The organism is Paracoccus alkanivorans (genome assembly GCF_003697785.1).
Taxonomy (GTDB): Bacteria; Pseudomonadota; Alphaproteobacteria; order Rhodobacterales; family Rhodobacteraceae; genus Paracoccus; species Paracoccus alkanivorans.
In genome coordinates this window covers 636,621-659,765 of the sequence record NZ_QOKZ01000002.1, presented here as the reverse complement: position 1 = coordinate 659,765, position 23,145 = coordinate 636,621, and the positions used below count along the sequence as shown (strand labels likewise).

Sequence of the window (23,145 nt, the reverse complement as noted above, 5' to 3'; positions counted from 1 at the left end):
GGATGGCCTATCTCGACTATCAGGTTGCCCAGACTCCCGCAGGTTGGCGCAAGATCCTGTATCTGAACTGGCCGCTTGTCTTCCTGCTTTCCGCCGTGGCCTGCTATGGTTTCGTGATGCTCTATTCGGTGGCGGGGGGGGATACCGACATCTGGGCCAAGCCGCAGATGTACCGCTATGTTGTGGGGCTTGTCGCGATGATCGCCCTGGCTTTCGTGCCGATGTGGTTCTGGCGCGGCGTGTCGGTGTTCGGTTATGTCCTGTGCCTGCTGCTGCTGATCGCGGTCGAGCTGATCGGTGACATCGGGATGGGCGCGCAGCGCTGGATCGATATCGGCCCGGTTCAACTCCAGCCGTCGGAATTGATGAAAGTCGCCCTGGTTCTGGTTCTTGCGGCCTATTACGACTGGCTTGATGTCAAGAAGACTTCGCATCCGCTATGGGTGCTGGTCCCGGTGATCCTGATCCTGACGCCGACCGGTCTGGTGCTGATGCAGCCCGACCTCGGAACATCGATCATGCTGATCACCGGGGGGGCGATCGTGATGTTCGCGGCCGGAGTATCGCTGTGGTATTTCGCCGCCGTGATCCTGTTGGCCGTGGCACTTGTCACGACGGTTCTTGAGAGTCGCGACACCGAATGGCAGTTGCTCAAGGATTACCAGTATCGCCGGATCGACACCTTTCTGGATCCTTCGGTCGATCCTCTCGGGGCGGGCTACAACATCACGCAGGCGCAGATCGCCCTTGGCTCTGGCGGCTGGTCGGGCAGGGGCTTCATGCAGGGCACGCAATCGCGCCTGAACTTCCTGCCCGAGAAACACACCGATTTCATCTTTACGGTGCTTGCCGAGGAGTTCGGATTTGTCGGGGCCGGTTCGCTTCTGGTGCTTTATACGCTGATCATCGGCTTTTGCCTGTTCTCGGCACTCGGCAATCGCGACCGTTTCGGTTCGCTGCTGACCATCGGGATCGGCGGCACCTTCTTCGTCTATTTCGCGATTAACATGGGCATGGTCATGGGCATGCTGCCGGTGGTCGGCTCGCCCCTGCCTCTGGTCAGCTATGGCGGGACCGCTATGATGATCCTGATGCTGGGCTTTGGCATGGTCCAGTCCGCACATGTCCATAAACCGAGGTGATCCGATGCAAGTTCTGTTCGCAGCGCCCGAATCCATGTGGGAAGAGTGGTCGGCGCCGCTTGTTTCTGCCTGCCCCGAGATGCAGTTGAAGCGCGAAGGCGAGCCTGCGGGTTTTGATGCGATCATCTATGCGCCGGGCGGCGAGATCGAGGACCTGTCCCCCTATCGCAACGCCCGTCTTGTCCAGAGCCTCTGGGCCGGGGTCGAGCGCATCATCGGCAATCCCACGTTGACGCAGCCCTTGGCGCGCATGGTCGATCCGGGACTGGCGCAGGGCATGTCGGAATATTGCACGGGCTGGGCGATGCGCGGGCATCTGGAGATGGACCGTTATGCGCAGGACGGGATCTGGCGCAACGGCCAGATCCCGCCGCTGGCGTCCGAGCGGCGCATAACCATCCTGGGCATGGGTGAACTGGGCCGTGCCACTGGCCGCATGCTGGCGGGCATTGGTTTTCCCGTGACCGGCTGGAGCGCATCGGGAAGGCCGGTTGAGGGGATAGAGGTTCTCGGGGCTAGCGATCTGGACCGGGCATTGGAGCGGGCCGAGATCCTCGTCACCCTGCTGCCCGACACGGCGGCCACGCGGGGCCTGATGAATGCCGATCGCTTTGCCCGCTTGCCCGAAGGCGCCTGGCTCATCAATCCCGGCAGGGGAACGCTGCTGGACGAGGATGCACTGATCGCGGCGCTCGATTTCGGCCGGCTCGGCCATGCCGTGCTGGACGTGTTCCGGACCGAGCCTTTGCCCCCGGATCATCCTTTCTGGAAACATCCCCGGATTACCGTGACACCGCATATCGCCGCTGACACCCGCCCGGAAACCGCCGCCCCGGTGGTAGCCGAAAATCTGCGGCGCGCCATGTCCGGTCAGCCGATCCTGAATCTCGTGGATCGCGTGAAAGGCTATTGAGGCTCTTTCTTCTTCATCGAAATATCCCGGGGGGAGTCCGAAGGACGGGGGGCGGCACCCCCCTTTTCGGCCTCTTCGCGTCCTCGCGTAACCGTGGGGGCGCTGCTTGCCCGAACCCGCGCGATTCGCGCCGCCATTTTTTTCTCGCGGCGGCGGTGATAGGCGCGAATAACGGGAACGGTCAGGTAATGCGAGGCAATGCTGACCGCCAGTCCGATGATCACCCCGCCAACGATATAAGGCCAGTAAACCTGGTAAAGGAAATCGCCCAGATTCTCCCAATGCGCCTGTTTCGGCCCAAAGATCGACAGGATATTGTACCAAAGCTCGGCACTGGCGCGGGTGAACTCCCCGAAAATGAACTGCGGTGACAGTTCCCCGCCCAGGCCCAGAAGCTGGCGCCCGAGGCTGACGGACAGCACAGCGATGAAGGGAAAGGTGATCGGATTACCGACAAAGGTCGCCAGAAGCGCGGCAAGGATATTACCGCCGATCAGCCACGCGACCGCCGCCGCGCTTGCGAAATGCAGGCCGAAAAGCGGCGTGAAGGACACGAAAACGCCAGCCGCGACCCCGCGTCCGATGCGGTGGGGCTGATCGGGCAGGCGGCGCAACCGGTGCAGCACATAGGTCCCCGCCCGGCGCCAGCCGCCCCGCGGATAGAACATGTCGCTGGCCATCTGGCCGTAACTGCGAGGTTTGCGGCGTTTGAACACCTTGCTTTCCGATCCCCTGCCTCTGCCTCGTTCCGCTTTACAAAGAAACCATGACGGAAGTCTTACGGTTTCAATGCCGGGTCGCGGATCCGGGCCACCTGAGCCACGTCGCTTTCTGCTTCGAGTGCGGTCAGCAGCGCATGCAGATGCTCGTAATGCCGCAACTCCACCTCGATCGCGATACGGTAGAAATCCGGCTTGCGGTCGAGGAACTCGAGATCCGAGATATTCGCCCCATGCTGTCCGATCAAGGTGCAGATCCGGCCAAGGATCCCCGCGTCATGGCGAATGGTCAGATGCAGCATGGTCGAATAGGCGGGAGGATGACGTCCTTCGCGCCAGCGCAGATCGACCCAACGGTCCAGGTTATCCTCGAACTCGGCAAGCACCGGGCAGTCGATCGCATGGATCACCACGCCGCGCCCGCGATAGGTGATCCCGACGATGCGCTCGCCCGGCAGGGGGCTGCAACAGGGGGCGCGGGTGAAGCTCTGATCGGCATCCAGTCCGGCAATCGGGCGACGGCCGTCCAATTCGTCAGATGTGTCCACGAGATCGGGATAGAGGACATCGAGCACTTCCTTGGCGGAGTTTTCGGCGCTGCCGATCCGGGCCAGAAGCTCCTCGGCGCTGTCCAGCCCCATCTGGGTGGCGGCGATGCCCAGGGCCTTGTCGGTCGCCTTGCGCTCGACATGCTCGAAGCTTACCCGCACCAGTTCACGTCCTAGCCGGATGAAGCGGTCGCGGTCCTCCTGGCGTAATGAGCGCCGGATGGCGGCCTTGGCGCGGCCCGTCACCACCACGTCCAGCCAAGTCGCCTGCGGACGCTGCCCCGAGGCCGCGATGATCTCGACCGATTGCCCGTTCTTGAGCCGCGTCCACAGCGGCACGCGGATGCCGTCCACCTTCGCACCGACGCAGGAATGGCCCAGCCTGGTATGGATCGCATAGGCGAAGTCGATCGGCGTCGCGCCGCGCGGCAGCTGGATGACATCGCCTTTCGGGGAAAAGCAGAAGACCTGATCCTGATACATCTCGAGTTTGACATTCTCGAGGAAATCGTCGTGATCCTCGCCCTCGAAATGATCGGTCAGCGTCTCGATCCATTCGGCGGGATCGGCGGCAAAGGGGTTCTTGGCCCGGACCCCATCGCGATAGGCCCAATGCGCGGCCACCCCGGCCTCGGCGACCTCGTGCATCTGGCGGGTGCGGATTTGAACCTCGACCCGCTTGCCGTCGCGGCCCGAGACCGTGGTATGGATCGAGCGGTAACCGTTCGATTTCGGCTGGCTGATATAATCCTTGAACCGCCCCGGCACCGCCCGCCAGCGGTGATGGATCAGCCCGAGGGCACGATAGCAATCGGCTTCGTTGCGGGTGATGATCCGAAAGCCGTAGATATCCGAAAGGCGTGAGAAGGCGAGCTGTTTTTCCTGCATTTTCCGCCAGACTGAGAAGGGTTTCTTCGCGCGCCCGAAGACATCCGCTTCCAGCCCCTCACGTTCCAGTTCGGTGCGGATATCGGCGGTGATCTGGCTGATGACATCGCCGGATTCACGCTGCAGGCTGACGAAACGGCGGATGATCGAGTTGCGGGCCTCGGGATTGATGACCTTGAAGGCCAGGTCCTCCAGTTCCTCGCGCATCCATTGCATCCCCATGCGCCCGGCCAGCGGCGCATAGATATCCATCGTCTCGCGCGCCTTCTGAAGCTGCTTTTCCGGCTTCATCGAGCGGATCGTACGCATATTGTGCAACCGGTCCGCCAGCTTGACCAGAATCACCCGAAGATCGCGCGACATAGCCATGAAAAGCTTGCGGAAATTCTCGGCTTGCTTGGATTGGGCCGAACTGAGCTGCAGGTTGGTCAGCTTGGTTACGCCATCGACCAGCTCGGCGATCTCGCGCCCGAACATCGCTTCGACCTCGGTCATGGTCGAGCGCGTGTCCTCGACGGTATCATGCAGCAGGGCAGTGGCGATGGTCGCGTCGTCCAGCCGCATCTCGGTCAGGATGGCGGCAACGGCGATGGGATGGGTGAAATAGGGCTCGCCCGACTGGCGGAACTGCCCCTCATGCATCCGCATGCCGTATTCATAGGCATCGCGGATCAGCTGCAGATTGCTGCGCGGATTGTAATTGCGGATCAGCGCAATGAGGTCCTCGACGTCGATCATGCTTGACGAAGACCTCCGTGAAACCGATCAGCTGCGCTGGCTGGCTTCCAGCATCATGCGCAGCATCCGCTCTTCGGATTCCTCGTCGGCGGGTTTGGGACGGTCGATTTCGGCGCCCAGAAGCAACGCCATCGCGTCCTCTTCGGGTTCGTCCACTTCGATCTGGGTCTGGCTGGCTTCGATCATGCGTTCGCGCAGATCGTCCACCGGCTGTGTTTCGTCGGCGATTTCGCGCAGGGCGACAACGGGATTCTTGTCATTGTCGCGATCGACCGTGGGGGCGCTGCCCGAGGTAATCTCTCGCGCGCGATGCGAGGCCAGCATCACCAGATCAAAACGATTGGGAACCTTGTCGACGCAGTCTTCGACCGTTACGCGGGCCATTCTTCACCTGTAGAGTTGCGAATCGGAGTTCGGGAACGAAAAAGGATAACTGGAGATTGTGGCTGGAAATGTCAAGGTAATACCGGCATTTCCCTTGCCGCGAAGGGTGTCATTCCCCTTGTCGCCTCGTCGGGCAGGGCGGCCAGCATCTGCGCCACGCTCTGCCCCGTAACCGGGTGACGCCATTCTGGCGCGATCTCGGCCAGCGGGGCCAGGACAAAGCCGCGATCCTGCAATCGCGGATGCGGCAGGATCAGGGTTTCCGGCGCAGAGGTCCTTTGCCGTTCGGGCGAAAGCCGCATGCAGAGCCGCTGTGTATCCCCATCGGGCAGGATCTGGTCGTCAAGAGCGATCAGGTCCAGATCCAGCACCCGCGACGACCAGCGCCCGGTGCTGCGGTCGCGGCCGAAACGAGCCTCGATTTCATGTAACAGTGACAGCAGATCCTGGGCCGGCAGGGTTGTGCGCAAAGTCAGCGCCGCGTTCACATAATCGGGACCGGAACCAGCCGGCATTGCCGGGGTTTTCCAAAAACGGCTAAAGGAGGTTATTGTAGTATTCGGGTTTTCGTGCAGAATGCTCGCCGCCAAGCGCAACGTTTCACCCACGTCAGCGCCGGCAGAGGGCAGGTTAGCGCCTAAGGCAATAAGTGCGAGTTTGTATTGGGACATAGTAACCTGCTGAAAACTCAAGTCGTAGGATCGCGACGGTTCCACTGCCAGGGAAACTCCCCGGCGGATGGTTGTCGCCGGTTCACCCGGTAACGTCTCATTGAAGGCAATTCGAATGTTTTACAAGGATGACAGGTTGGCGATTTTCATCGATGGGGCCAACCTTTACGCAGCAGCCAAATCTCTTGGTTTCGACATCGATTACAAGCTTCTGCGTCAGGAATTTGACCGCCGCGGCAAATTGATGCGTGCCTACTACTATACCGCGCTCATTGAAGGCGAGGAATATTCTCCCATCCGGCCCCTGGTCGATTGGCTGCATTACAACGGCTTTTGCGTCGTCACCAAACCTGCCAAGGAATATACCGACAGCCTGGGGCGTCGGAAGGTCAAGGGCAACATGGATATCGAACTGACCGTCAACGCCATGGAGCTGGCGCCGCGTCTGGATCATGCCGTGCTGTTTTCGGGCGATGGCGACTTCCGTCCGCTGATCGAAGCCTTGCAGCGGCGCGGCGTGCGTGTGTCTGTCGTCTCGACGATCCGCTCGCAACCGCCGATGATCGCGGATGAATTGCGCCGTCAGGCCGATAATTTCATCGAGCTTGACGCGCTGCGCGACATCATCGGCCGCCCCCCGCGCGAGACGCCTCAAACGCAGGACGAGGACTGAGCGTCCCGGTTGCAGAAGCCGCCCCGGGGCGGTGGCGGGCGCTGGCACTGCTGAGTGCCGGCGTCGTCGGCGCTATGACCTGCTGGTTCTCGGCCACCGCCGTGGTGCCCGAACTGACCCGGGAATGGGCATTGACGCCCGCGCAGGCGGGCTGGCTGACCAATGGCGTGCAGATAGGTTTCGTGCTGGGCGCGCTTGCCTCGTCGCTGGTCAACCTGCCCGATCTCATGCGTATGACGCGCCTGATCGCGATTTCGGCCCTGGTTGCGGCATCCGCCAATGCCGTCTTGCTGTTCGAACCGGGCTGGTCCGCCGCGGTCATCGCCCGTTTCGTGACCGGTATCGCGCTGGCCGGGATATATCCGCCAGCGATGAAGCTGATGGCCACGTGGTTCCGCCGAGGGCGCGGTCTGGCGATGGGGGTGCTGATCGGAGCGCTTACACTCGGATCCTCGATGCCGCATCTGTTTCGCGCGGTCGTAGACGGATTGGACTGGCGGCTGGTCGTGAGTCTGGCCAGCCTTGGCGCCGCCCTGTCGGCGGCGATCTTTGGCCTGATGATCAGGGAAGGACCCTATGCATTCGGCCGCGCCGTCTTCGATCCAGGGCGTGCCCTGACGATATTTCGCGACCGTGGGGTGCTTTTGGCCAATCTGGGCTATTTCGGGCATATGTGGGAGCTCTACGCCATGTGGGCGTGGTTTCTTGCCTTCGCGACGGCGGCAGAACAGGGCGGGGCGGGGCCTTTCGCCTCTCCTTCGCTATTCGCGTTCCTCGTCGTCGCCTCGGGTGCGGTCGGCTGTATCCTGGGCGGGTTGCTTTCGGACCGCATCGGGCGCTGCCTGACGACCGCCGGGATGATGGCGGTGTCGGGGAGTTGCGCGCTGCTGATCGGCTTCGCCTTCGATGGCCCTGAATGGCTGCTGGCGCTGGTCGCGGTGATCTGGGGCATCTCGATTGCCGGAGACAGCGCCCAGTTCTCCACTGCCGTCACCGAGCTTGCCGATCCGCGCTTCATCGGCACGGCGCTGACATTGCAGGTCAGCATCGGCTTTGCGCTCACCGTGCTGACCATCTGGATCATGCCCCATATCGCCGCCGCCCTTGGCGGCTGGCGATGGGCCTTCCTCGTCCTGATACCCGGTCCTGCCGTCGGTGCCTGGGCAATGCTGCGCCTGCGCGGATTGCCCGAGGCTGACCGCCTTGCCGGGGGGCGGGGCTGACAGGATCAGCCCTTGGCCTGCCGGCTTTTGGGCTGACGCGAAGGACGGCGAGGCGGGCGTCTGGTGCTGCCGCCAGCAGGTTTGCCCCGGCTGCCCGGACTGCGCCCGGAGGGGGCAGGGGCCGCAGGAACCTCGCCGCCGATAACCGGGATTGCCGATTTCATCGCCCGTTCGATGGCGCGCAACTCTCCCAACTCGGCCGGGGCGCAGAAAGCCACTGCCCGGCCGTCGCGCCCGGCACGGGCGGTGCGGCCGATCCGGTGGACGTAGTTCTCGGGCACGTTCGGCAGGTCGTAATTATAGACATGCGCGACCTCGGGGATATCCAGCCCGCGTGCCGCGACATCCGTTGCGACGAGAATCTGCGTCTCTCCCTTGCGGAAGGCCTGCAGGGCGCGCTCGCGCTGGCCCTGGCTCTTGTTGCCATGGATCGCGGCGACGGTGAAACCCCACTTGTCCAGCAGCTTGGCCAGCTTGTCCGAACCGTGCTTGGTGCGGCCAAAGACCATCGCAAGCTCGCCCGGATGTTTCGACAGGTATTCGGCCAGCAGCGTGGCCTTGTCGCCCTGCGACACGAAATGCACGCCCTGCTCGATCTTTTCCGCGGCCTTGCCCGGAGGGTTCACGGCGACACGGACCGGATCGCTCAGATAGGTGTCGGCCAGTTCCGACATCAGCTTGGGCATGGTGGCTGAAAACAGCAATGTCTGGCGCTTGGGCGGCAGCATCTTCGCAATCCGGCGCAGCGCGTGGATAAAGCCGATATCCAGCATCTGGTCGGCCTCGTCCAGCACCAGGTAGGTCGTTGCCTCGAGCGAGATCGCGCGCCGTTCGATCAGGTCGATCAGGCGGCCTGGCGTGGCGATCAGCACATCGACCCCGCGCGAGAGCCGCTCGGTCTGAACATTGATCGATGCGCCGCCGACGACGCGGAAACTGCGGATCGGCGTGCCCTCGGCATAGGCGTCGATATTCTGGGCGATCTGCGTTGCCAGTTCGCGGGTAGGGGCAAGGATCAGCGCGCGGCAGGTCTTGGGGTCGGGTTTCTTGCCGAACTTGATCAACCGGGTCAGCATTGGCAGGCCGAAGGCGGCAGTCTTGCCGGTGCCGGTCTGGGCCAGTCCCAGCACGTCGCGGCCTTCCACGACCGCGGGAATGCCCTCGGCCTGGATCGGCGTCGGCCGGGTCAGTCCCATCGCGGCGATATTTGCGTTGATGCGCGGATCGATACCCATCTCTGCGAAAGGTCCGGTCGGCAGCGGATCGCGCGCGGGGGCGCGGCGGCCCTCGTTCGGTGCGGCGTGATGCTGGGGATTGCGGGGTTTACCCTTGCCGTCACGATAGGAGCGGCGGGAATTTGTCTTTTCCATCAAGATACTTTCGTCCCCCGCATCCCCCGTATCGGACGCAAGGGCAGGAGCCGTGGCAGCGGGCCACGGCGAACACAGGGATGCGAGCGCGATACGAGGATGCCCGCAAGCCTCCCCGCGTGAATGGGAAACTGAATGAAATGCCATGCGCCCCGTGCGAATCTTTCGCGGCTGCTCACGCGGCAGCGGGCCTTGGCCTGTGGCAGATGGTCCATGCCGCGCGGGAAGTCAAGATAAATCGTTGAAACGCATCCTTCCTGCGTCCCGCGATAACTGGGGGGCTTTGCGCCCCCAGACCCCCTGCAGGATATTTCCATGAAGAAGAAGAAGGGGCGAATACGGATTGGACCGGTGGCGGAGGGTTACGCCATCGTGGCTAGCATCTCTGCCGTAAGGGTATCCATTTCGTCGCGGGCGGCGCCGTTGCGGGCATGTTCGGCCACGCCCAGTCCCTGGCCCAATGTTTCGGCATAGGCGACGCGGTTGGCGATTTGCGTATCGGCAACCATCGCGCCCAGTTCGGCGGCCTTTTCGGCCACTTCCGCTGCCAGCCTTGTATTTGGACGCACCCGGTTCAGCACCACCATCACCGGCGATTTTTCGCGCCGCGCCAGGTCGAGCACGCCCTCGGTCGCCCACAGGTCGACATGGCTGGTCGCCACCGGCACGATCACCAGATCGGCCACTCGCAGGGCCGGGCGCAGATCGCTGTCGATCTTGGGTGGTGTATCGACGATGACGAAATCGAAGCGCTTCTTCAGTTTTTCGGATTCATAGCTGGCACCCCATGCCGAGGATGTCGAGAAATCCAGCGCCTCGTCCTCGCCCCGCGCCTCCATCCGTTCGATGAACCAGCGCCCCATGCTGCCCTGCGGATCGGTATCGACCAGCGCGACCGAATGCCCCATGCGATGCAGGCAGATGGCCAGATTGACTGCCAGAGTGGTCTTGCCCGAGCCGCCTTTCTGCTGGGCCACAGTGATAATCCTGCCCGCCATCAATACCCTCTCACCGCGAGTTTCCGGCAGGTTATCCGCCCCATCCCGTGATTGCACGGGTTTTCTGCACCTGCAGCATCAGTCCCGGAAGACTGACTGCAATTCATACATGACCGGCTCGAAACTTTTGCACATGGCATGAATATCGCGGTTGCGCCGCCGCATCTCGTCGGTCCGCAGCATCGCCTGGTAATCCTTGCGGTCACGCCATTGCGAATAGGTCGCGATGCGGGTCTGCGCGTCGTTCAGGTGGATTGCGCCGGAAACGAATCCCGGTTGACGGCTGATGACCTGTTCCCATGCGTCGGTCAGCATCTCCAGCACGTCATGGGCGGTGCCGGGGGTGACCTCGAAGGTGCAGATAACGGTCTGGCCGTCGAAATCGGGGCGGATATCGGGCATGGCTGGTCTCCATCTGGCAATGCTCGTTTTCAGCCTAGGCCGAATCCCGCCCGGCGCAAAGCACCTATCCGGGCATTGCCGCCGCGGACGGCAGGATGCATGGTCTGTGCGACAACATGCTAAAGGAGCAGGCGATGATCCCGGTATTCGATGGGCATAACGATTTCATCCAGCGCGTGGTCGCTGCGGGAGACGACGGTCCCAGGATCTGGCTGGAAGGTGACGGCACTGGCCATCTGGATCTGCCGAAGGCCAAGGCGGGCGGGATGATCGGCGGTTTCTTCGCGATCTGGATTCCATCGCCGCACGGGCCGAATGACGATGCGACAGTGGAAATGATGCAGAACCCGCCCTTTTCCATGCCTCTTCCCGATGAAATCCCCCATGACCTCGCCTTGCCCCACGCCTTTGAGCAGGCGGCCGCCTTGCGCGCATTGGAAAGAACCGGCACGCTGGATATCGTGACCAGCGTGGCGGGACTGCGCCGAACCGTGGCCGATGGCCGTATAGCGGCCATCATGCATATGGAAGGCGCCGAAGCGATCCGCGACATGGACGCGCTGCACCTGTGGCATGAAGCGGGGCTCCGCTCGCTAGGACCGGTCTGGTCGCGGCCCACGGCTTATGGCCACGGTGTGCCCTTCGCCTTTCCTTCATCACCCGATACCGGTGACGGGCTGACCGAAGCGGGCAAGGCGCTCGTCCGCGAGTGCAACCAGTTGCGGATCATGCTGGACCTGTCGCATCTGAACGAGGCCGGATTTGACGATATCGCGGCGCTTTCCGACGCTCCGCTGGTTGCCAGCCATAGCTGCGTGTACGCCATCTGTCCCAGTGCCCGCAACCTGACCGACCGGCAGTTGCGGGTCATCGCCGAAAGCGGTGGGCTGGTCGGGCTGAACTATGCTTCCAGCTTCCTGCGCGAGGACGGCAGGCGACTGCCTCTGGAAAATCTGGAGGTCATGCTGCGGCATCTGGATCATCTGCTGGACATTCTGGGCGAGGACGGTGTCGCACTCGGATCGGATTTCGACGGAGCGCTGATGCCACGGGATCTGCCCGATGCGGCGGCTTTGCCAAACCTTGTAAAAGCCATGAATAACCATGGATACGGGGATGATTTGGTTGAAAAAATATCCAGTGAAAACTGGATTTCCTTACTCGCGCGGACATGGGGAAACTGATGGCTTCCATGAAGCGGTCCAGAAGTGTCGCTTCATGGAAATCCGGGCTTCTCTATGCTCCGGGCGGGAGGCGTTTCCGCCAATCCCGCGATATGCCGGACTACTCGCTCACCTGAGCCTCTGACGAGATATCGCCGGTATCAGCCTGTGCGACAGCCACCATCTCGGCCAGTTCGGGATCGGCCTCCAGGTCGGCGAAGGCGAATTTCGAGGTCAGGTTCGCAGGCGACAGCTCGATATTCTTCACCACCTGCGGTCCCGGCGCGGCGGGGCCATAGGTCCGGCCATTCACCGCGAAATAAACCGCGCCGGAATTGCCAGTCCTCAGAACCGGAGGCTCTTCCAGCTTGGGCAGGGTGAAACGCTCGCCCGCATCCATGATCTTTTCAAGCAGAACAGTGCCATCCGCCGAGGTTACCCGAACCCATGCCGGGCGCGCTGCCAGCAATTGCAGTTCCGGCGCGTCCGGTGCGACGGTCCGGACCGCCGCCTGTTCTTCCGGCATCTGGGGGCCGTATTGCATGGCCTGCGCCAGTACGGTCACGGTATTGGCGCCGCCCGATGGCGGGGCGACGGTTGCCTTGTCCTGCTCTGAAACGGGGGCGTCGGCAGTCTCGAAAGAACCCTCCAACTTGGGGTCGATTGCCGCAATCGGACCGTCCCGCGAATTCAGCACCGGCGCCTCAAGGATCTGGGGGCGGTACATCCGGTCCAGAACCTCCGGCTGCGGCAGCCGCTGCACCATGGTTGCGGCGTCCGTCGGCGAAAGCGCCGGCTCGGGCAGGCCCGCGCTTTGCGCCGGGTCGAGCGATGCCGTGATATTCGGCGCATCGTTGCCGGGTGTAAGCGTGACGCGCTGGATTTCCTGCAGGACCGTCCAGCCGCCATAAGCCAGTCCGCAGACCAGCACCGCCAATACCAGAATGGAACCGATCGCCTTGGGTTCGATATCGGACCAGAAGCTTTGCTGCTGGGGGATGAACAGGGCGTGGGGATTGGCCAGCGCCTCTGCCGGGTCGGATGGCCGCCGCGCCGGCTTGGGGCCGGACGCCGAGGGTGCCATGCCATGGGTCGGCTGAAAGCCCGATTCGAGGCAAAAACGGCGAAAGGTCCAGTCCGGGTCCATATGCAGGTAGCGGGCATAAGAACGTACGTAACCCGCGATGAAACTGGGGGCATCGAAGGCACTGATGTCGCAATTCTCGATCGCAGCGACATAAGAGGCGCGTATCCTCAGCTCCCGCTGCACATCAAGCAGTGATTTGCCCAAGGTAGCACGCTCGCCGCGCATGATGTCGCCAAGGCGCGTGTCGTCATCGAGGAAATACTCGATCTCCTCTACCTGCGAATTCTCTTCTGCCGGACTTGTTGCCCGCAGTTTGCTCATGCTCTCTGCCTCATCACACCATCAAAATGCCGCCCGAATCACTGCGGCTCCAACTTGTAAGTGCTAGCATATTATCACGGCGGCGAGAGCAGTTCACCAGCAGATATCGTCAGGCAGTCAAATCGGCGCGATTCAGGGCGCATTGCGACCACAGCCTGTCCATTGCACGCACGAGCCTGTCGATCTCCTTGGGGTCGTGAACGGGCGAGGGGGTGAAGCGCAAACGCTCGGTCCCGCGTGGCACGGTGGGGAAATTTATAGGCTGTACATAGATGTTATGGTCGCGCAGCAACAAATCCGACAGCGATTTGCAATGCACCGGATGGCCGACATGAACGGGCACGATATGGCTGCCATGGTCGATGATCGGCATCCCGAGCGATTTAAGGCGCATTTTAAGTATCCGGGCATGGAGTTGCTGCGCATCGCGCAATTCCTGCCCTTTTTTGCCCTTGAGGAAGCGAATCGAGGCTGCCGCCCCCGCCGCGACCGCGGGCGGCAGCGAGGTGGTAAAGATGAAGCCCGGCGCATAGGAGCGGACCGCGTCGCACATCCGGGCCGAGGCGGCGATATAGCCGCCGAACACGCCGAACGCCTTGCCGAGGGTGCCGTTGATGATGTCGATCCGTTGCGACAAATGGTCACGCTCGGACACGCCGCCGCCGCGCGGGCCGTACATGCCGACCGCGTGAACCTCGTCCAGATAGGTCAGCGCGTTGAATTCGTCGGCCAGATCGCAGATTTCCTTGATCGGGCCGAAATCGCCATCCATCGAATAGATCGACTCGAAGGCGATCAGCTTGGGCGCGGCCGGATCGTCCGCCTCCAGCAATTCGCGCAGATGGGCAAGGTCGTTATGGCGGAAAATGCGCTTGGCGCCGCCATTGCGCTTGATCCCCTCGATCATCGAGGCATGGTTCAGCGCGTCGGAATAGATGATCAGGCCGGGAAACAGCTTGGGCAGAGTCGAAAGCGTCGCGTCATTGGCGATATATGCGCTGGAAAACACCAGCGCCGCCTCTTTCCGGTGCAGATCGGCCAGCTCGGCTTCCAATTGCTTGTGATAGACCGTGGTGCCCGAGATATTGCGCGTTCCGCCGGAACCGGCACCGGCGGATTCCAACGCCTCGTGCATGGCCGACAGGACCACAGGATGCTGGCCCATGCCAAGATAGTCATTGCCGCACCAGACGGTGATTTCCTGCTGCTGCCCATCGGGGCGCGTCCAGACCGCCTGCGGGAACCGGCCCTTCGCACGCTCGATATCGATGAAGGTCCGGTAACGGCCTTCCTCGTGAAGCTGTCCGATGGCCCGATCCAGAGCGGCGTCATAATTCATGTCTGGCGTTCCCTTGCTTTGCCTGCTGGGTGCGATCATTCTTCCGATCTCGCGCGCTTGTCGGTGATACATGCAGATTCTCGAAAATGACAGGTCAAAATTGTCGCAGCACGACTAAAGGCCAAGGCGAAAAACCAAGTGTTTCAGTCAGAAAGGACCGGAAAATGACGGACGGAAAACAGCTCGATGCGATTCTGGCGCAGCTTGATGCCGGGCAGGATGCGGCGCTGACGCGGCTGCTCGAATTCCTGCGCATCCCGTCGATCTCGACCGACCCGGCGCATCGCGATGATGTCCGCGAGGCCGCGCAATGGCTGTGCAGGGAGTTGGAAAGCCTTGGTTTCGAGGCAGGAATCCATGACACGCCGGGCCATCCCATGGTTGTGGCCCGTTCAGCCCCCGGCGATGCCCGCCCGTTGCTGTTCTACGGTCATTACGACGTGCAGCCGGTCGATCCGCTGGAATTGTGGGACCGCCCGCCCTTCGAGCCCGAGATCCAGGAAACCGATGACGGCAAGGTGATCCGCGGGCGCGGCGCCTCGGACGACAAGGGCCAGCTGATGACCTTCGTGGAGGCTTTCCGGGCGTGGAAAGCGGTGCATGGCAGCCTGCCCTCCGACCTGGTTCTGCTGTTCGAGGGCGAAGAGGAATCGGGCTCGCCGTCACTTCAGCCTTTCCTGACCGAGCATGCCGACGAGTTGCGCGCCTCGCTGGCGATGATCTGCGATACCGGGCTTTATGCCGATGGCCGCCCCGCGATCACGACGCAGCTTCGCGGACTGGTCGGCGAAGAAGTGATCATCCGGGCCGCCGACCGCGACCTGCATTCCGGCAGTTTCGGCGGACTGGCGGCCAATCCGGTCATGATCCTGGCACAGGCGCTCGGGGCGTTGAAGGATGGCGACGGGCGGGTGACGCTGCCCGGTTTCTATGACGGGGTCGAGGATCCGGGCGAGGATCTGGCCCGCGACTGGCAGGCGCTCGGCTTCGACGCGGCGGAGTTCCTGGGCCGGGTCGGACTGTCCGAACCCATCGGGGAAAAGGGGCGGACGCCGCTGGAAATGGTCTGGAACCGCCCCACCGCCGAGATCAACGGCATCGCCGGCGGCTATGCGGGCGAAGGTTTCAAGACCGTCCTGCCCGCCGAGGCCCGCGCCAAGGTCAGCTTCCGCCTGACCGGCACGCAGGATCCGCAGAAGATCCGCGAGGCCTTCCGCGCCCATGTCAGCAGGTTCGTGCCCGCCGATTGCCGCGTGGAGTTTCACGAACATGGCGGCAGCCCGGCCAGCGTCATGGATATCTCCGATCCGGCCTTTGCCGCCGCCAGGCAGGCACTGACCGAGGAATGGGGACGCGAGGCGGCCTATATCGGCGCTGGCGGCTCGATCCCGATTGCGGGCGACTTCAAGGAAATCCTCGGCATGGATTCGATGCTGATCGGTTTTGGCCGCGACGATGACCGGATTCATTCGCCGAACGAGAAATACAACGTGGAAAGCTTCGTCAGGGGCGCACGCTCATGGGCGCGGATCATTGCCGCGTTGAGGTAAGCGGCGTGGCCTGAACCCATCGAAGGCCGCCGGCGGGGCTGGCGGCCAACGGTCTTTGCGGAACGCGGATCACCTCAGAAGCCCGTTCACCCATTCCGGCACGGTCCGGCTGGCCGGCCCCAATATGCGCTGCGAGAAATCCCGGCTGTTGGCGCTCTCTTCCAGGTTCAGCTCAATGCACTCAACGCCGAATCGTGCGGCATGCTGCGCAAATCCCGCCGCCGGATAGACATTTCCCGAGGTGCCGATCGCGGCGAACAACTCGGCTTCTTCCAGTGCCTGCCAGATCCGTTCCATGTGATAGGGCATCTCGCCGAACCAGACGATATCCGGGCGCGTGGCCTGGGCGTTGCATTCGGGACATCGATCCTCGGGTCGCATGACCATCGGTGCCTGCCAGCGATGCCCGCATGCCGCGCAAAGCGCGCTGGCCACCGCGCCGTGCATATGGATGACATCCGCGCTGCCGCCACGCTCGTGCAGGTCGTCCACATTCTGGGTGATCAGGGTCAGATCATGCGCGCGCGCCAGTTCGGCCAATGCGCGATGGGCGGCATTGGGCTGTGCCTCGGCAGCTTTTATGCGGCGCATGTTGTAGAAATCGTGAACCAGTGCCGGATCGCGCTCGAACGCCTCGACCGTGGCGACATCCTCGATGCGATGGTTCTCCCACAGGCCGTCCGAGGCGCGAAAGGTCGCAAGCCCGCTTTCGGCCGAAATGCCCGCGCCGGTCAGGACCGCGATGCGCATCGCCTCAGCTGCAATAGGCGGCGGCGGTATTGGCGAAATTCGTGTAGCGCGACCAGAAGGCGCTGTCGGAACTGCTGTCGGATGTCCGTGCCTCCTGCGCCTCGTGCGGGTCGCGGAAGAAACGCGCGGCGCGGCGCTGGTCCGAACGTGAAAGGGTCTGGTCCGCCACCTGCTGGATACAGCCGCAAAGCGGTGTGTTGCCTTGCGCGCGGTCGGAACGGACGCAGGCGCTGTCGATAGGGCCGGCCATGGCCAGCGGCGTGGTCAATACTAAAGTGGCTGCCGCAATGGCGATGCGGTTGAACATAACTGTCTCCTCGGTTCCTTGCTGCCTCGGGCGGCCGGTGGGCCGGCTTGTTTTGCCCTTATGGACACAAGATATAGCAAAATCGTTACTTCAACTCAATCTGTTACGGTTATCACCCGGTTGCGGCGGCAAATCCGGCACCGTCAATATCTTGTGGCGCGGCCGGACAGGCACCTTGTGGCGGGCGGAGGATTCGGGCGCCTGGAGGTTTGACATGCGCGGGGCGGCGTGATCTCGATCATCCGAACGTGAGGAGGGGGCGCGATGATCGAGGCTGTGGGGCTGGATGCCGACGATACCCTGTGGGAGAACGAGCAGTTCTTTCGGCTGACCGAGGCGGGGCTTGCCGAATTGCTTGCCGATCATGGCGATCCCGACCAGATCAGCCGCTGTCTCCACGAGGTGGAGCGCCGTAACTTGTCGCGTTACGGATTTGGTATAAAAGGATTTACATTATCCATGGTCCAGACCGCCATCGAGTTGACCGGTGGCCGGGTGCCGGGGCAGGTGATAGGACGGATACTGGAGCTTGGCCACGAGATGCTGGCCCATCCGGTGCATCTGATCGAGGGCGTGCCCGAGGCGCTGGACGCGCTGGCGGGGCGGCGTCTCATCCTGATCACCAAGGGGGATCTGCTGGACCAGGAGCGCAAGCTCGCGGCCTCGGGATTGGCCGAGCGGTTCGATGCTGTCGAGATCGTGGCGGACAAGACGCCCGGAACCTATGCCCGGGTGCTGAAGCGCCATGCGGTCGACCCCGGCCGTTTCCTGATGGCGGGAAACTCGGTCAAGAGCGATATCCTGCCGGTGCTGGAACTGGGCGGCAGGGCGGCACTGATCCCGCATGACCTGACCTGGCAGGTGGAACATGATGACGATCCGGATCATCCGGGTTTTCGCCGGCTGGATTCGATCAGGGAACTGCCCGGGCTGGTCGAGCGGTTCGGGACAGGGAGATGAGCGACAATTTCCGTGCCGCCATGCTTATGGTCTTTTCCATGGCGCTGTTCGCACTGGAAGACGCCTTCATCAAGATGATGGCTGCGGGAATACCGGTCTATCAGCTGCTGGCAATGATCGGCGCATTCGGCATGCTGCTGTTCTGGCTGCGCATGATCGGGCGCGGGCAGCCGATGTGGTCGCCCGCATTGCTGCATCCGATGGTGATCGCGCGCAATCTGGGCGAGGTCGGCGGGGCCTTCGGGTTCGTAACCGCGCTGGCGATGGGCGAACTGGCCTCTGCCTCGGCGATCCTGCAGATGCTGCCCCTGACGCTTGTTCTGGGGGCAGCCCTGTTCCTGGGGGAAAAGGTCGGCTGGCGGCGCTGGAGTTCCGTCCTGCTGGGATTTATCGGTGTGCTTCTGATCCTGCGCCCGGGAACGGAGGCTTTCCAGCCATCCGGATTATGGGCGCTTTTCGGCGTCGTGGCGCTGACCCTGCGCGATTTGGCGACGCGGCTGATACCGGCGTCGATCCCATCGGATCAATTGTCGGGCGCGGCCTATGGGGCGATGGTTCCGGCCGGGCTGCTGATGGGGTTGATCGCTACTGCGGAGCCTGTCGTCCCAAGCGGCCGGGACTGGGCACTGCTGGCGGGAACCATGCTGTTCGGGGTCACCGCCTATTCCGCGATGGTGACGGCGACCCGCTTGGGCGAAGCCTCGGCTGTCGCGCCGTTCCGTTATACCCGCCTTGGATTTGCGCTGGTCGTCGCGGTCGTGATGTTCTCCGAGCGACCGGATCTTCCGACATTGGCGGGTGCGGGGCTGATCGCCGTTTCGGGCGGCTATGCCATGTGGCGCGAGGCGCGGCTGCGAGGGCGCAGGCGAAACCCGCCAGACGGCCTGATCCGGCGCGGCGAGAGATAAGGGCAGCCCTGGCCCCGATCCGTCGCCGCGACAGATGCAAATCCCTCTTTTCGCGGCGCGCGCGCCCTTGTATAGCCTCGCCATGACCGAGCTGTCCCATATACGCAATTTCTCGATCGTGGCCCATATCGACCACGGCAAGTCCACCCTGGCCGACCGGCTGATCCAGCTGACGGGCACTGTCGCCGAACGCGACATGAAGGCCCAGATCCTGGATGCCATGGATATCGAGCGCGAGCGCGGTATCACTATCAAGGCCAATACCGTTCGGATCAGCTATCCGGCGCAGGACGGGCATACCTATGTGCTGAACCTGATCGACACGCCGGGCCATGTCGATTTCGCCTACGAGGTTAGCCGGAGCATGCGCGCGGTCGAGGGCTCGCTGCTGGTGGTGGACGCCACCCAGGGGGTCGAGGCGCAGACGCTGGCCAATGTCTATCAGGCCATCGACGCCGATCACGAGATCGTCCCGGTCCTGAACAAGATCGACCTTCCGGCGGCCGAGCCCGACCGGGTGAAGGAGCAGATCGAGGATGTGATCGGCATCGATGCATCCGAGGCCATTCCGATCAGCGCCAAGACCGGCCTCGGCATCCCCGATGTGCTGGAGGCCATCGTGCGGCGCCTGCCTGCGCCCAAGGGGGATCGCGACGCGCCTCTCAAGGCGATGCTGGTCGATAGCTGGTATGATCCCTATCTGGGCGTCGTCGTGATGATCCGGGTCATGGATGGCGTGATCCGCAAGGGCGACCAGGTCAAGATGATGCAGACCGGCGCGAGCTATCGCCTCGATAAGCTGGCCGTGTTGACCCCGGCCATGCGCGACATTGCAGAACTCGGACCGGGTGAGATCGGCGTTTTCACCGCCTCGATCAAACAGGTCCGCGATACCCGCGTCGGCGACACCATCACCCACGAGAAGAAGCCGACCGAAAGACCGCTTCCGGGCTTCAAGCCCGCGCAGCCGGTGGTGTTCTGTGGGCTGTTCCCGGTCGATGCCAATGATTTCGAGGCGCTGCGCGACGCCATCGAGAAACTGGCCCTCAACGATGCCAGCTTCAGCTACGAGATGGAAACTTCGGCGGCGCTCGGTTTCGGGTTCCGCTGCGGCTTTCTGGGCCTGCTGCACCTGGAGGTGATCCGCGACCGGCTTGAGCGCGAATACGACCTTGACCTGATCACCACAGCGCCTTCGGTTGTTTTCAGGCTGCATATGCGGGATGGCGAGACGCGCGAATTGCACAATCCCGCCGACATGCCCGACCTGACCCTGGTGGATCATATCGAGGAACCGCGGATCAAGGCGACGATCATGGTGCCGGACGAATATTTGGGCGATGTACTGAAACTGTGCCAGGACCGGCGCGGCATCCAGCTTGACCTGACCTATGCGGGCAGCCGCGCCATGGTGGTCTATGACCTGCCATTGGCCGAGGTGGTGTTCGACTTCTACGACCGGCTGAAATCTGTGACCAAGGGTTATGCGTCCTTCGATTACCAGATCAGCGAGTATCGCGAGGATAACCTGGTCAAGATGTCGATCCTGGTGAATGACGAGCCGGTCGATGCGCTGGCGATCATGGTTCATCGCGACCGCGCCGAAGCCCGTGGCAGGGTGATGGTCGAGAAGCTGAAAGAGCTGATCCCGCGCCACATGTTCAAGATCCCGATCCAGGCGGCGATCGGCTCGCGGGTGATCGCGCGCGAGACATTGTCGGCGATGCGCAAGGACGTGACCGCGAAATGCTATGGTGGCGACGCGACGCGCAAGAAGAAGCTGCTGGAAAAGCAGAAGGCCGGCAAGAAGAAAATGCGCCAGTTCGGCAAGGTCGAGATCCCGCAGACGGCGTTTATCCAGGCGCTGAAGATGGACGGGTAGGGGCGGACACCGCGCCCGTCATTTTCACCCATCGCGTTGACCGGGCAGGTTCTGCCTCCGCGAACTGTATCCTGCGGTGGCCGGGGGCGCCGCCCGTCGCCGGCAGGTCTCTCGAACCGGTGGCGCGACCCCCGGGATATTTGCATGAAGAAGACGTGGGCCGGGGGGACTCGATTAAGCGCAAACTGCTCTAGCCGAGGTTCCGCCCACCTCACCGCAGGGATATGGCCCGCAGGAAGTGGTACGCAGCCTGTCCGCAAGCGGGCAGGCCGGTCTTGATCCTGCCCGGATACTTTCAACCACGTGGACAAATGGAAACGGGCGGGGCTACAATGCGGCCCCGCCCGTCTGGCTCGGTTTTGAAGGTTCCGTTCGTCAGGGGCCGACGACCCGGCATTCCTGCTGTTTTGCCTGCAGCCGGTCGCAGGTAAGCTGCGCATCGGCCTTGGTCAGGTTCGCGAAACTCGGCTCGAAACCGCGCAGGGTGTCGGCGACATGGCGATTTGCATTTTCCAGCACATCCCCGCTTTGCAAGGCGGTTTGCAACAGCAGCTCGTCGGCCGCGGCTTTCGAGCGATGAAGGCCAAGAACCACGCCCCAATGACGGCCGCTGTTTTCAGCGCGTGACACGATCTCGAGCGCGGCGGGATCGGCAATATCGCCTTCCCCCATCGCGGCGACGATGACCCTGTCCGAACGCGGTTCCGGCGGAGTCGAGGCCATGAGGGCGAGCGAGTCCGAGCCGGCCTGCGGGGCTGGCGCCGCATCGGCCAGAACTGCGGCCGTGCTGGCATCGCCCGGATCGCTGCTGCCGCGCGAGCGGGGTGCCGGAACCGGTCGGGAAGAGTTCGCGAGCACCGGTGCGGCCGGACTGGCCGATGCGGCTGAATCATCCGAGGCCACTGCCATTTGCACCGCCTTTGCGACGGCCTCCGCCGTCGCGTTCGGGCGCAGTTGGGGGCGCGGGCTGACGCTTAGTGCCAGCTGGCTCATGGCCTGGGGCCGCGCTGCCGCGCTGGTTGTCGTGCTGGGCAAGGCGCGCATTGCCGGCTCGGGCGGCGCGGAAGCGTTGAGCGTCAGTTCCTGCGGTTGCGGCTGAAGCGCGGCGAGCTTCGGCTCGACCTTTGCGCGGCGCACGATCCGCTGCGTCATCGTGGGAGGCGGTCCGGGGCGAACCTCCCGCACGCGGCTTGGCACGCGGCTGAAGCTCGAATCCAGCAATTGCGCCATGACCTGGTTGCGCTGCGCGGTCGAGGTGCCGCCGAATACGGTTCCGATCAGCCGCTTGTTGCCGCGGCTGGCCGAGGCGGTCAGGTTGAAGCCTGCCGCCCGCGTATATCCGGTCTTGATCCCGTCGGCGCCGGGATAACCATCGAGGAAACGCTTGTTCGTCGAAGAGACAGTGGTGATCCCCGCATCCGCCGAACGACGCGAGAACAGGTTGTAATACTGGGGAAAATCGTAAAACAACCGCCGCCCGAGAATCGTCATGTCATGGGCGGTCGAATAATGCCCGTCCTGCGTCAGGCCGTTGGCGTTGCGAAACTGGGTATTGTTCATCCCAAGGGCACGGGCCATCTGCGTCATCTGCTGGGCAAAGGCTGCTTCGGAGCCTGCCAGCCCCTCACCGATGGCGGTGGCGGCATCATTGGCGGATTTGATCGCCGCCGCGCGGATCAGGTAACGTAACTCGATCTGTTGCCCGGCCTTCAGCCCCAGCTTCGAGGGAGGCTCGGCCGCGGCGTTCGAAGAGATCGGAAACTTGCTGTCCAGCCGGACCTGCCCCCTCTCGACAGCCGTGAATGCCAGATAAAGGGTCATCATCTTGGTCAGGGACGCCGGATGAAGCTTGGTGTCCTCGTTCTGCTTATAGATGGGCTGTCCTGTCCTTGCGTCCATGACATAGGCGGCGAAAGGCGCAGCCGACAATGTCGTGGGGGCCAATACGGCCAGCAGGATCAGTGCCCACAGCCGGGCTGTCTGGGAAAATAGGGTCACTGTCGCGGTCTCTTCTGCCTCATGCGGCGCGTCGTTTATCGCACGCCAATTGTTAATGTTTTGACTATAGCATGACTGGATAATTCAGAAAACCTCGCATTTTACATATTTTGTTGCGCGTTTCCGGCGGCGGATCGTCCATTCGGAAATACAGCGTCCCGGCGGTGCGGTCAGATCATCCGGGGGCTTTCATCCCGGCATAATTTGACTA

Annotated in this window: 21 protein-coding genes; 9 read left to right on the top strand and 12 right to left on the bottom strand. The window is 62.9% G+C overall.

Features of this window, described 5'->3' with window-relative positions; translation table 11 throughout:
- Positions 1–2: 2 nt before the first annotated feature.
- Together rodA and C9E81_RS07825 are read left to right on the top strand one after the other, a co-directional pair.
- On the top strand, positions 3–1,142 hold the full coding sequence (gene rodA / locus C9E81_RS07830) for a rod shape-determining protein RodA (RefSeq protein WP_122111721.1): 1,140 nt from the start codon (positions 3–5) through the stop codon (positions 1,140–1,142).
- A 4-nt stretch (positions 1,143–1,146) separates the two neighbouring features.
- Positions 1,147–2,055 (top strand): 2-hydroxyacid dehydrogenase, encoded by a 909-nt coding sequence (locus C9E81_RS07825; protein WP_122111720.1) that lies wholly within the window; start codon positions 1,147–1,149, stop codon positions 2,053–2,055.
- Here the strand turns inward: C9E81_RS07825 and C9E81_RS07820 are convergent.
- The 4 genes from C9E81_RS07820 to folK all read right to left on the bottom strand — a co-directional run bounded on the left by C9E81_RS07820 (position 2,049) and on the right by folK (position 6,003).
- On the bottom strand, positions 2,049–2,771 hold the full coding sequence (locus tag C9E81_RS07820; RefSeq protein ID WP_243698550.1) for a DUF2062 domain-containing protein: 723 nt from the start codon (positions 2,769–2,771) through the stop codon (positions 2,049–2,051). The two genes, C9E81_RS07825 and C9E81_RS07820, sit on opposite strands and share 7 nt — an antisense overlap.
- A gap of 62 nt (positions 2,772–2,833) precedes the next feature.
- On the bottom strand, positions 2,834–4,948 hold the full coding sequence (locus C9E81_RS07815; protein WP_122111719.1) for a RelA/SpoT family protein: 2,115 nt from the start codon (positions 4,946–4,948) through the stop codon (positions 2,834–2,836).
- A gap of 27 nt (positions 4,949–4,975) precedes the next feature.
- A complete protein-coding gene (gene rpoZ, locus C9E81_RS07810) occupies positions 4,976–5,332 on the bottom strand; it encodes a DNA-directed RNA polymerase subunit omega (RefSeq protein WP_122111718.1) in 357 nt (118 codons plus the stop codon).
- Positions 5,333–5,403: 71 nt separating this feature from the next.
- Positions 5,404–6,003 (bottom strand): 2-amino-4-hydroxy-6-hydroxymethyldihydropteridine diphosphokinase, encoded by a 600-nt coding sequence (gene folK / locus C9E81_RS07805; protein WP_122111717.1) that lies wholly within the window; start codon positions 6,001–6,003, stop codon positions 5,404–5,406.
- Between the two features lie 115 nt (positions 6,004–6,118).
- Between folK and C9E81_RS07800 the strand changes: the two genes are divergently transcribed.
- The gene (locus tag C9E81_RS07800; protein ID WP_122111716.1) at positions 6,119–6,676 is read left to right on the top strand and encodes a LabA-like NYN domain-containing protein; all 558 of its coding nucleotides are present in this window, start codon (positions 6,119–6,121) and stop codon (positions 6,674–6,676) included.
- Positions 6,673–7,899, top strand: coding sequence for an MFS transporter (locus C9E81_RS07795; RefSeq protein WP_279432708.1), 1,227 nt, complete (start codon positions 6,673–6,675; stop codon positions 7,897–7,899). Before C9E81_RS07800 ends, C9E81_RS07795 begins: the two co-directional genes overlap by 4 nt.
- A 5-nt stretch (positions 7,900–7,904) precedes the next feature.
- Here the strand turns inward: C9E81_RS07795 and C9E81_RS07790 are convergent, their stop codons facing one another.
- The 3 genes from C9E81_RS07790 to C9E81_RS07780 form a co-directional block, all read right to left on the bottom strand.
- Positions 7,905–9,134: a DEAD/DEAH box helicase gene (locus tag C9E81_RS07790; RefSeq protein WP_166461857.1), complete on the bottom strand. Its 1,230-nt coding sequence runs from the start codon at positions 9,132–9,134 to the stop codon at positions 7,905–7,907.
- 497 nt (positions 9,135–9,631) lie between these two features.
- Positions 9,632–10,267: a ParA family partition ATPase gene (parA, locus tag C9E81_RS07785; RefSeq protein WP_122111713.1), complete on the bottom strand. Its 636-nt coding sequence runs from the start codon at positions 10,265–10,267 to the stop codon at positions 9,632–9,634.
- Between the two features lie 78 nt (positions 10,268–10,345).
- Positions 10,346–10,669, bottom strand: a complete 324-nt coding sequence (locus C9E81_RS07780) for an antibiotic biosynthesis monooxygenase family protein (protein ID WP_122111712.1) — start codon at positions 10,667–10,669, stop codon at positions 10,346–10,348.
- Between the two features lie 134 nt (positions 10,670–10,803).
- Here C9E81_RS07780 and C9E81_RS07775 point away from each other — a divergent pair, with 134 nt between their 5' ends.
- Positions 10,804–11,853, top strand: coding sequence for a dipeptidase (locus C9E81_RS07775; RefSeq protein ID WP_122111711.1), 1,050 nt, complete (start codon positions 10,804–10,806; stop codon positions 11,851–11,853).
- Positions 11,854–11,953: 100 nt separating this feature from the next.
- Here the strand turns inward: C9E81_RS07775 and C9E81_RS07770 are convergent, their stop codons facing one another.
- Entirely contained in the window at positions 11,954–13,240 is a 1,287-nt protein-coding gene (locus tag C9E81_RS07770) for a helix-turn-helix domain-containing protein (RefSeq protein ID WP_243698549.1), read from the bottom strand.
- A 109-nt stretch (positions 13,241–13,349) separates the two neighbouring features.
- Positions 13,350–14,579 carry a 5-aminolevulinate synthase gene (gene hemA, locus C9E81_RS07765; RefSeq protein ID WP_122111710.1) on the bottom strand — a complete coding sequence of 410 codons (1,230 nt, stop codon included), beginning with the start codon at positions 14,577–14,579 and terminating at the stop codon, positions 13,350–13,352.
- 164 nt (positions 14,580–14,743) lie between these two features.
- Here hemA and C9E81_RS07760 point away from each other — a divergent pair, with 164 nt between their 5' ends.
- Positions 14,744–16,129 carry a dipeptidase gene (locus tag C9E81_RS07760; protein ID WP_122111709.1) on the top strand — a complete coding sequence of 462 codons (1,386 nt, stop codon included), beginning with the start codon at positions 14,744–14,746 and terminating at the stop codon, positions 16,127–16,129.
- 69 nt (positions 16,130–16,198) lie between these two features.
- Here the strand turns inward: C9E81_RS07760 and C9E81_RS07755 are convergent, their stop codons facing one another.
- A complete protein-coding gene (locus tag C9E81_RS07755; RefSeq protein ID WP_122111708.1) occupies positions 16,199–16,879 on the bottom strand; it encodes an NAD-dependent deacylase in 681 nt (226 codons plus the stop codon).
- Between the two features lie 4 nt (positions 16,880–16,883).
- A complete protein-coding gene (locus C9E81_RS07750) occupies positions 16,884–17,186 on the bottom strand; it encodes a hypothetical protein (protein WP_122111707.1) in 303 nt (100 codons plus the stop codon).
- A 264-nt stretch (positions 17,187–17,450) separates the two neighbouring features.
- Between C9E81_RS07750 and C9E81_RS07745 the strand changes: the two genes are divergently transcribed.
- From C9E81_RS07745 to lepA, 3 genes are all read left to right on the top strand, one after another.
- On the top strand, positions 17,451–18,146 hold the full coding sequence (locus tag C9E81_RS07745) for an HAD family hydrolase (RefSeq protein ID WP_122111706.1): 696 nt from the start codon (positions 17,451–17,453) through the stop codon (positions 18,144–18,146).
- Positions 18,143–19,054, top strand: coding sequence for a DMT family transporter (locus C9E81_RS07740; RefSeq protein WP_122111705.1), 912 nt, complete (start codon positions 18,143–18,145; stop codon positions 19,052–19,054). Before C9E81_RS07745 ends, C9E81_RS07740 begins: the two co-directional genes overlap by 4 nt.
- A gap of 82 nt (positions 19,055–19,136) precedes the next feature.
- On the top strand, positions 19,137–20,936 hold the full coding sequence (gene lepA, locus C9E81_RS07735) for a translation elongation factor 4 (RefSeq protein WP_122111862.1): 1,800 nt from the start codon (positions 19,137–19,139) through the stop codon (positions 20,934–20,936).
- Positions 20,937–21,311: 375 nt separating this feature from the next.
- On the opposite strand, the gene C9E81_RS07730 is transcribed toward lepA, so the two are convergent.
- Entirely contained in the window at positions 21,312–22,934 is a 1,623-nt protein-coding gene (locus tag C9E81_RS07730; RefSeq protein WP_279432707.1) for a D-alanyl-D-alanine carboxypeptidase family protein, read from the bottom strand.
- Between the last annotated feature and the right edge of the window lie 211 nt (positions 22,935–23,145).

Excerpts from the sequence above, each read along its gene's own strand:
- C9E81_RS07790 (WP_166461857.1), bottom strand. The coding sequence starts at position 9,134 with ATGGGTATCGATCCGCGCATCAACGCAAATATCGCCGCGATGGGACTG.
- C9E81_RS07775 (WP_122111711.1), top strand. The coding sequence starts at position 10,804 with ATGATCCCGGTATTCGATGGGCATAACGATTTCATCCAGCGCGTGGTC.
- rpoZ (WP_122111718.1), bottom strand. The coding sequence starts at position 5,332 with ATGGCCCGCGTAACGGTCGAAGACTGCGTCGACAAGGTTCCCAATCGT.
- C9E81_RS07740 (WP_122111705.1), top strand. The coding sequence starts at position 18,143 with ATGAGCGACAATTTCCGTGCCGCCATGCTTATGGTCTTTTCCATGGCG.
- C9E81_RS07770 (WP_243698549.1), bottom strand. The coding sequence starts at position 13,240 with ATGAGCAAACTGCGGGCAACAAGTCCGGCAGAAGAGAATTCGCAGGTA.
- rodA (WP_122111721.1), top strand. The coding sequence starts at position 3 with ATGGCCTATCTCGACTATCAGGTTGCCCAGACTCCCGCAGGTTGGCGC.
- C9E81_RS07745 (WP_122111706.1), top strand. The coding sequence starts at position 17,451 with ATGATCGAGGCTGTGGGGCTGGATGCCGACGATACCCTGTGGGAGAAC.
- C9E81_RS07760 (WP_122111709.1), top strand. The coding sequence starts at position 14,744 with ATGACGGACGGAAAACAGCTCGATGCGATTCTGGCGCAGCTTGATGCC.
- C9E81_RS07755 (WP_122111708.1), bottom strand. The coding sequence starts at position 16,879 with ATGCGCATCGCGGTCCTGACCGGCGCGGGCATTTCGGCCGAAAGCGGG.
- C9E81_RS07815 (WP_122111719.1), bottom strand. The coding sequence starts at position 4,948 with ATGATCGACGTCGAGGACCTCATTGCGCTGATCCGCAATTACAATCCG.
- C9E81_RS07750 (WP_122111707.1), bottom strand. The coding sequence starts at position 17,186 with ATGTTCAACCGCATCGCCATTGCGGCAGCCACTTTAGTATTGACCACG.
- C9E81_RS07825 (WP_122111720.1), top strand. The coding sequence starts at position 1,147 with ATGCAAGTTCTGTTCGCAGCGCCCGAATCCATGTGGGAAGAGTGGTCG.
- folK (WP_122111717.1), bottom strand. The coding sequence starts at position 6,003 with ATGTCCCAATACAAACTCGCACTTATTGCCTTAGGCGCTAACCTGCCC.
- hemA (WP_122111710.1), bottom strand. The coding sequence starts at position 14,579 with ATGAATTATGACGCCGCTCTGGATCGGGCCATCGGACAGCTTCACGAG.
- parA (WP_122111713.1), bottom strand. The coding sequence starts at position 10,267 with ATGGCGGGCAGGATTATCACTGTGGCCCAGCAGAAAGGCGGCTCGGGC.
- lepA (WP_122111862.1), top strand. The coding sequence starts at position 19,137 with ATGACCGAGCTGTCCCATATACGCAATTTCTCGATCGTGGCCCATATC.
- C9E81_RS07780 (WP_122111712.1), bottom strand. The coding sequence starts at position 10,669 with ATGCCCGATATCCGCCCCGATTTCGACGGCCAGACCGTTATCTGCACC.
- C9E81_RS07800 (WP_122111716.1), top strand. The coding sequence starts at position 6,119 with ATGTTTTACAAGGATGACAGGTTGGCGATTTTCATCGATGGGGCCAAC.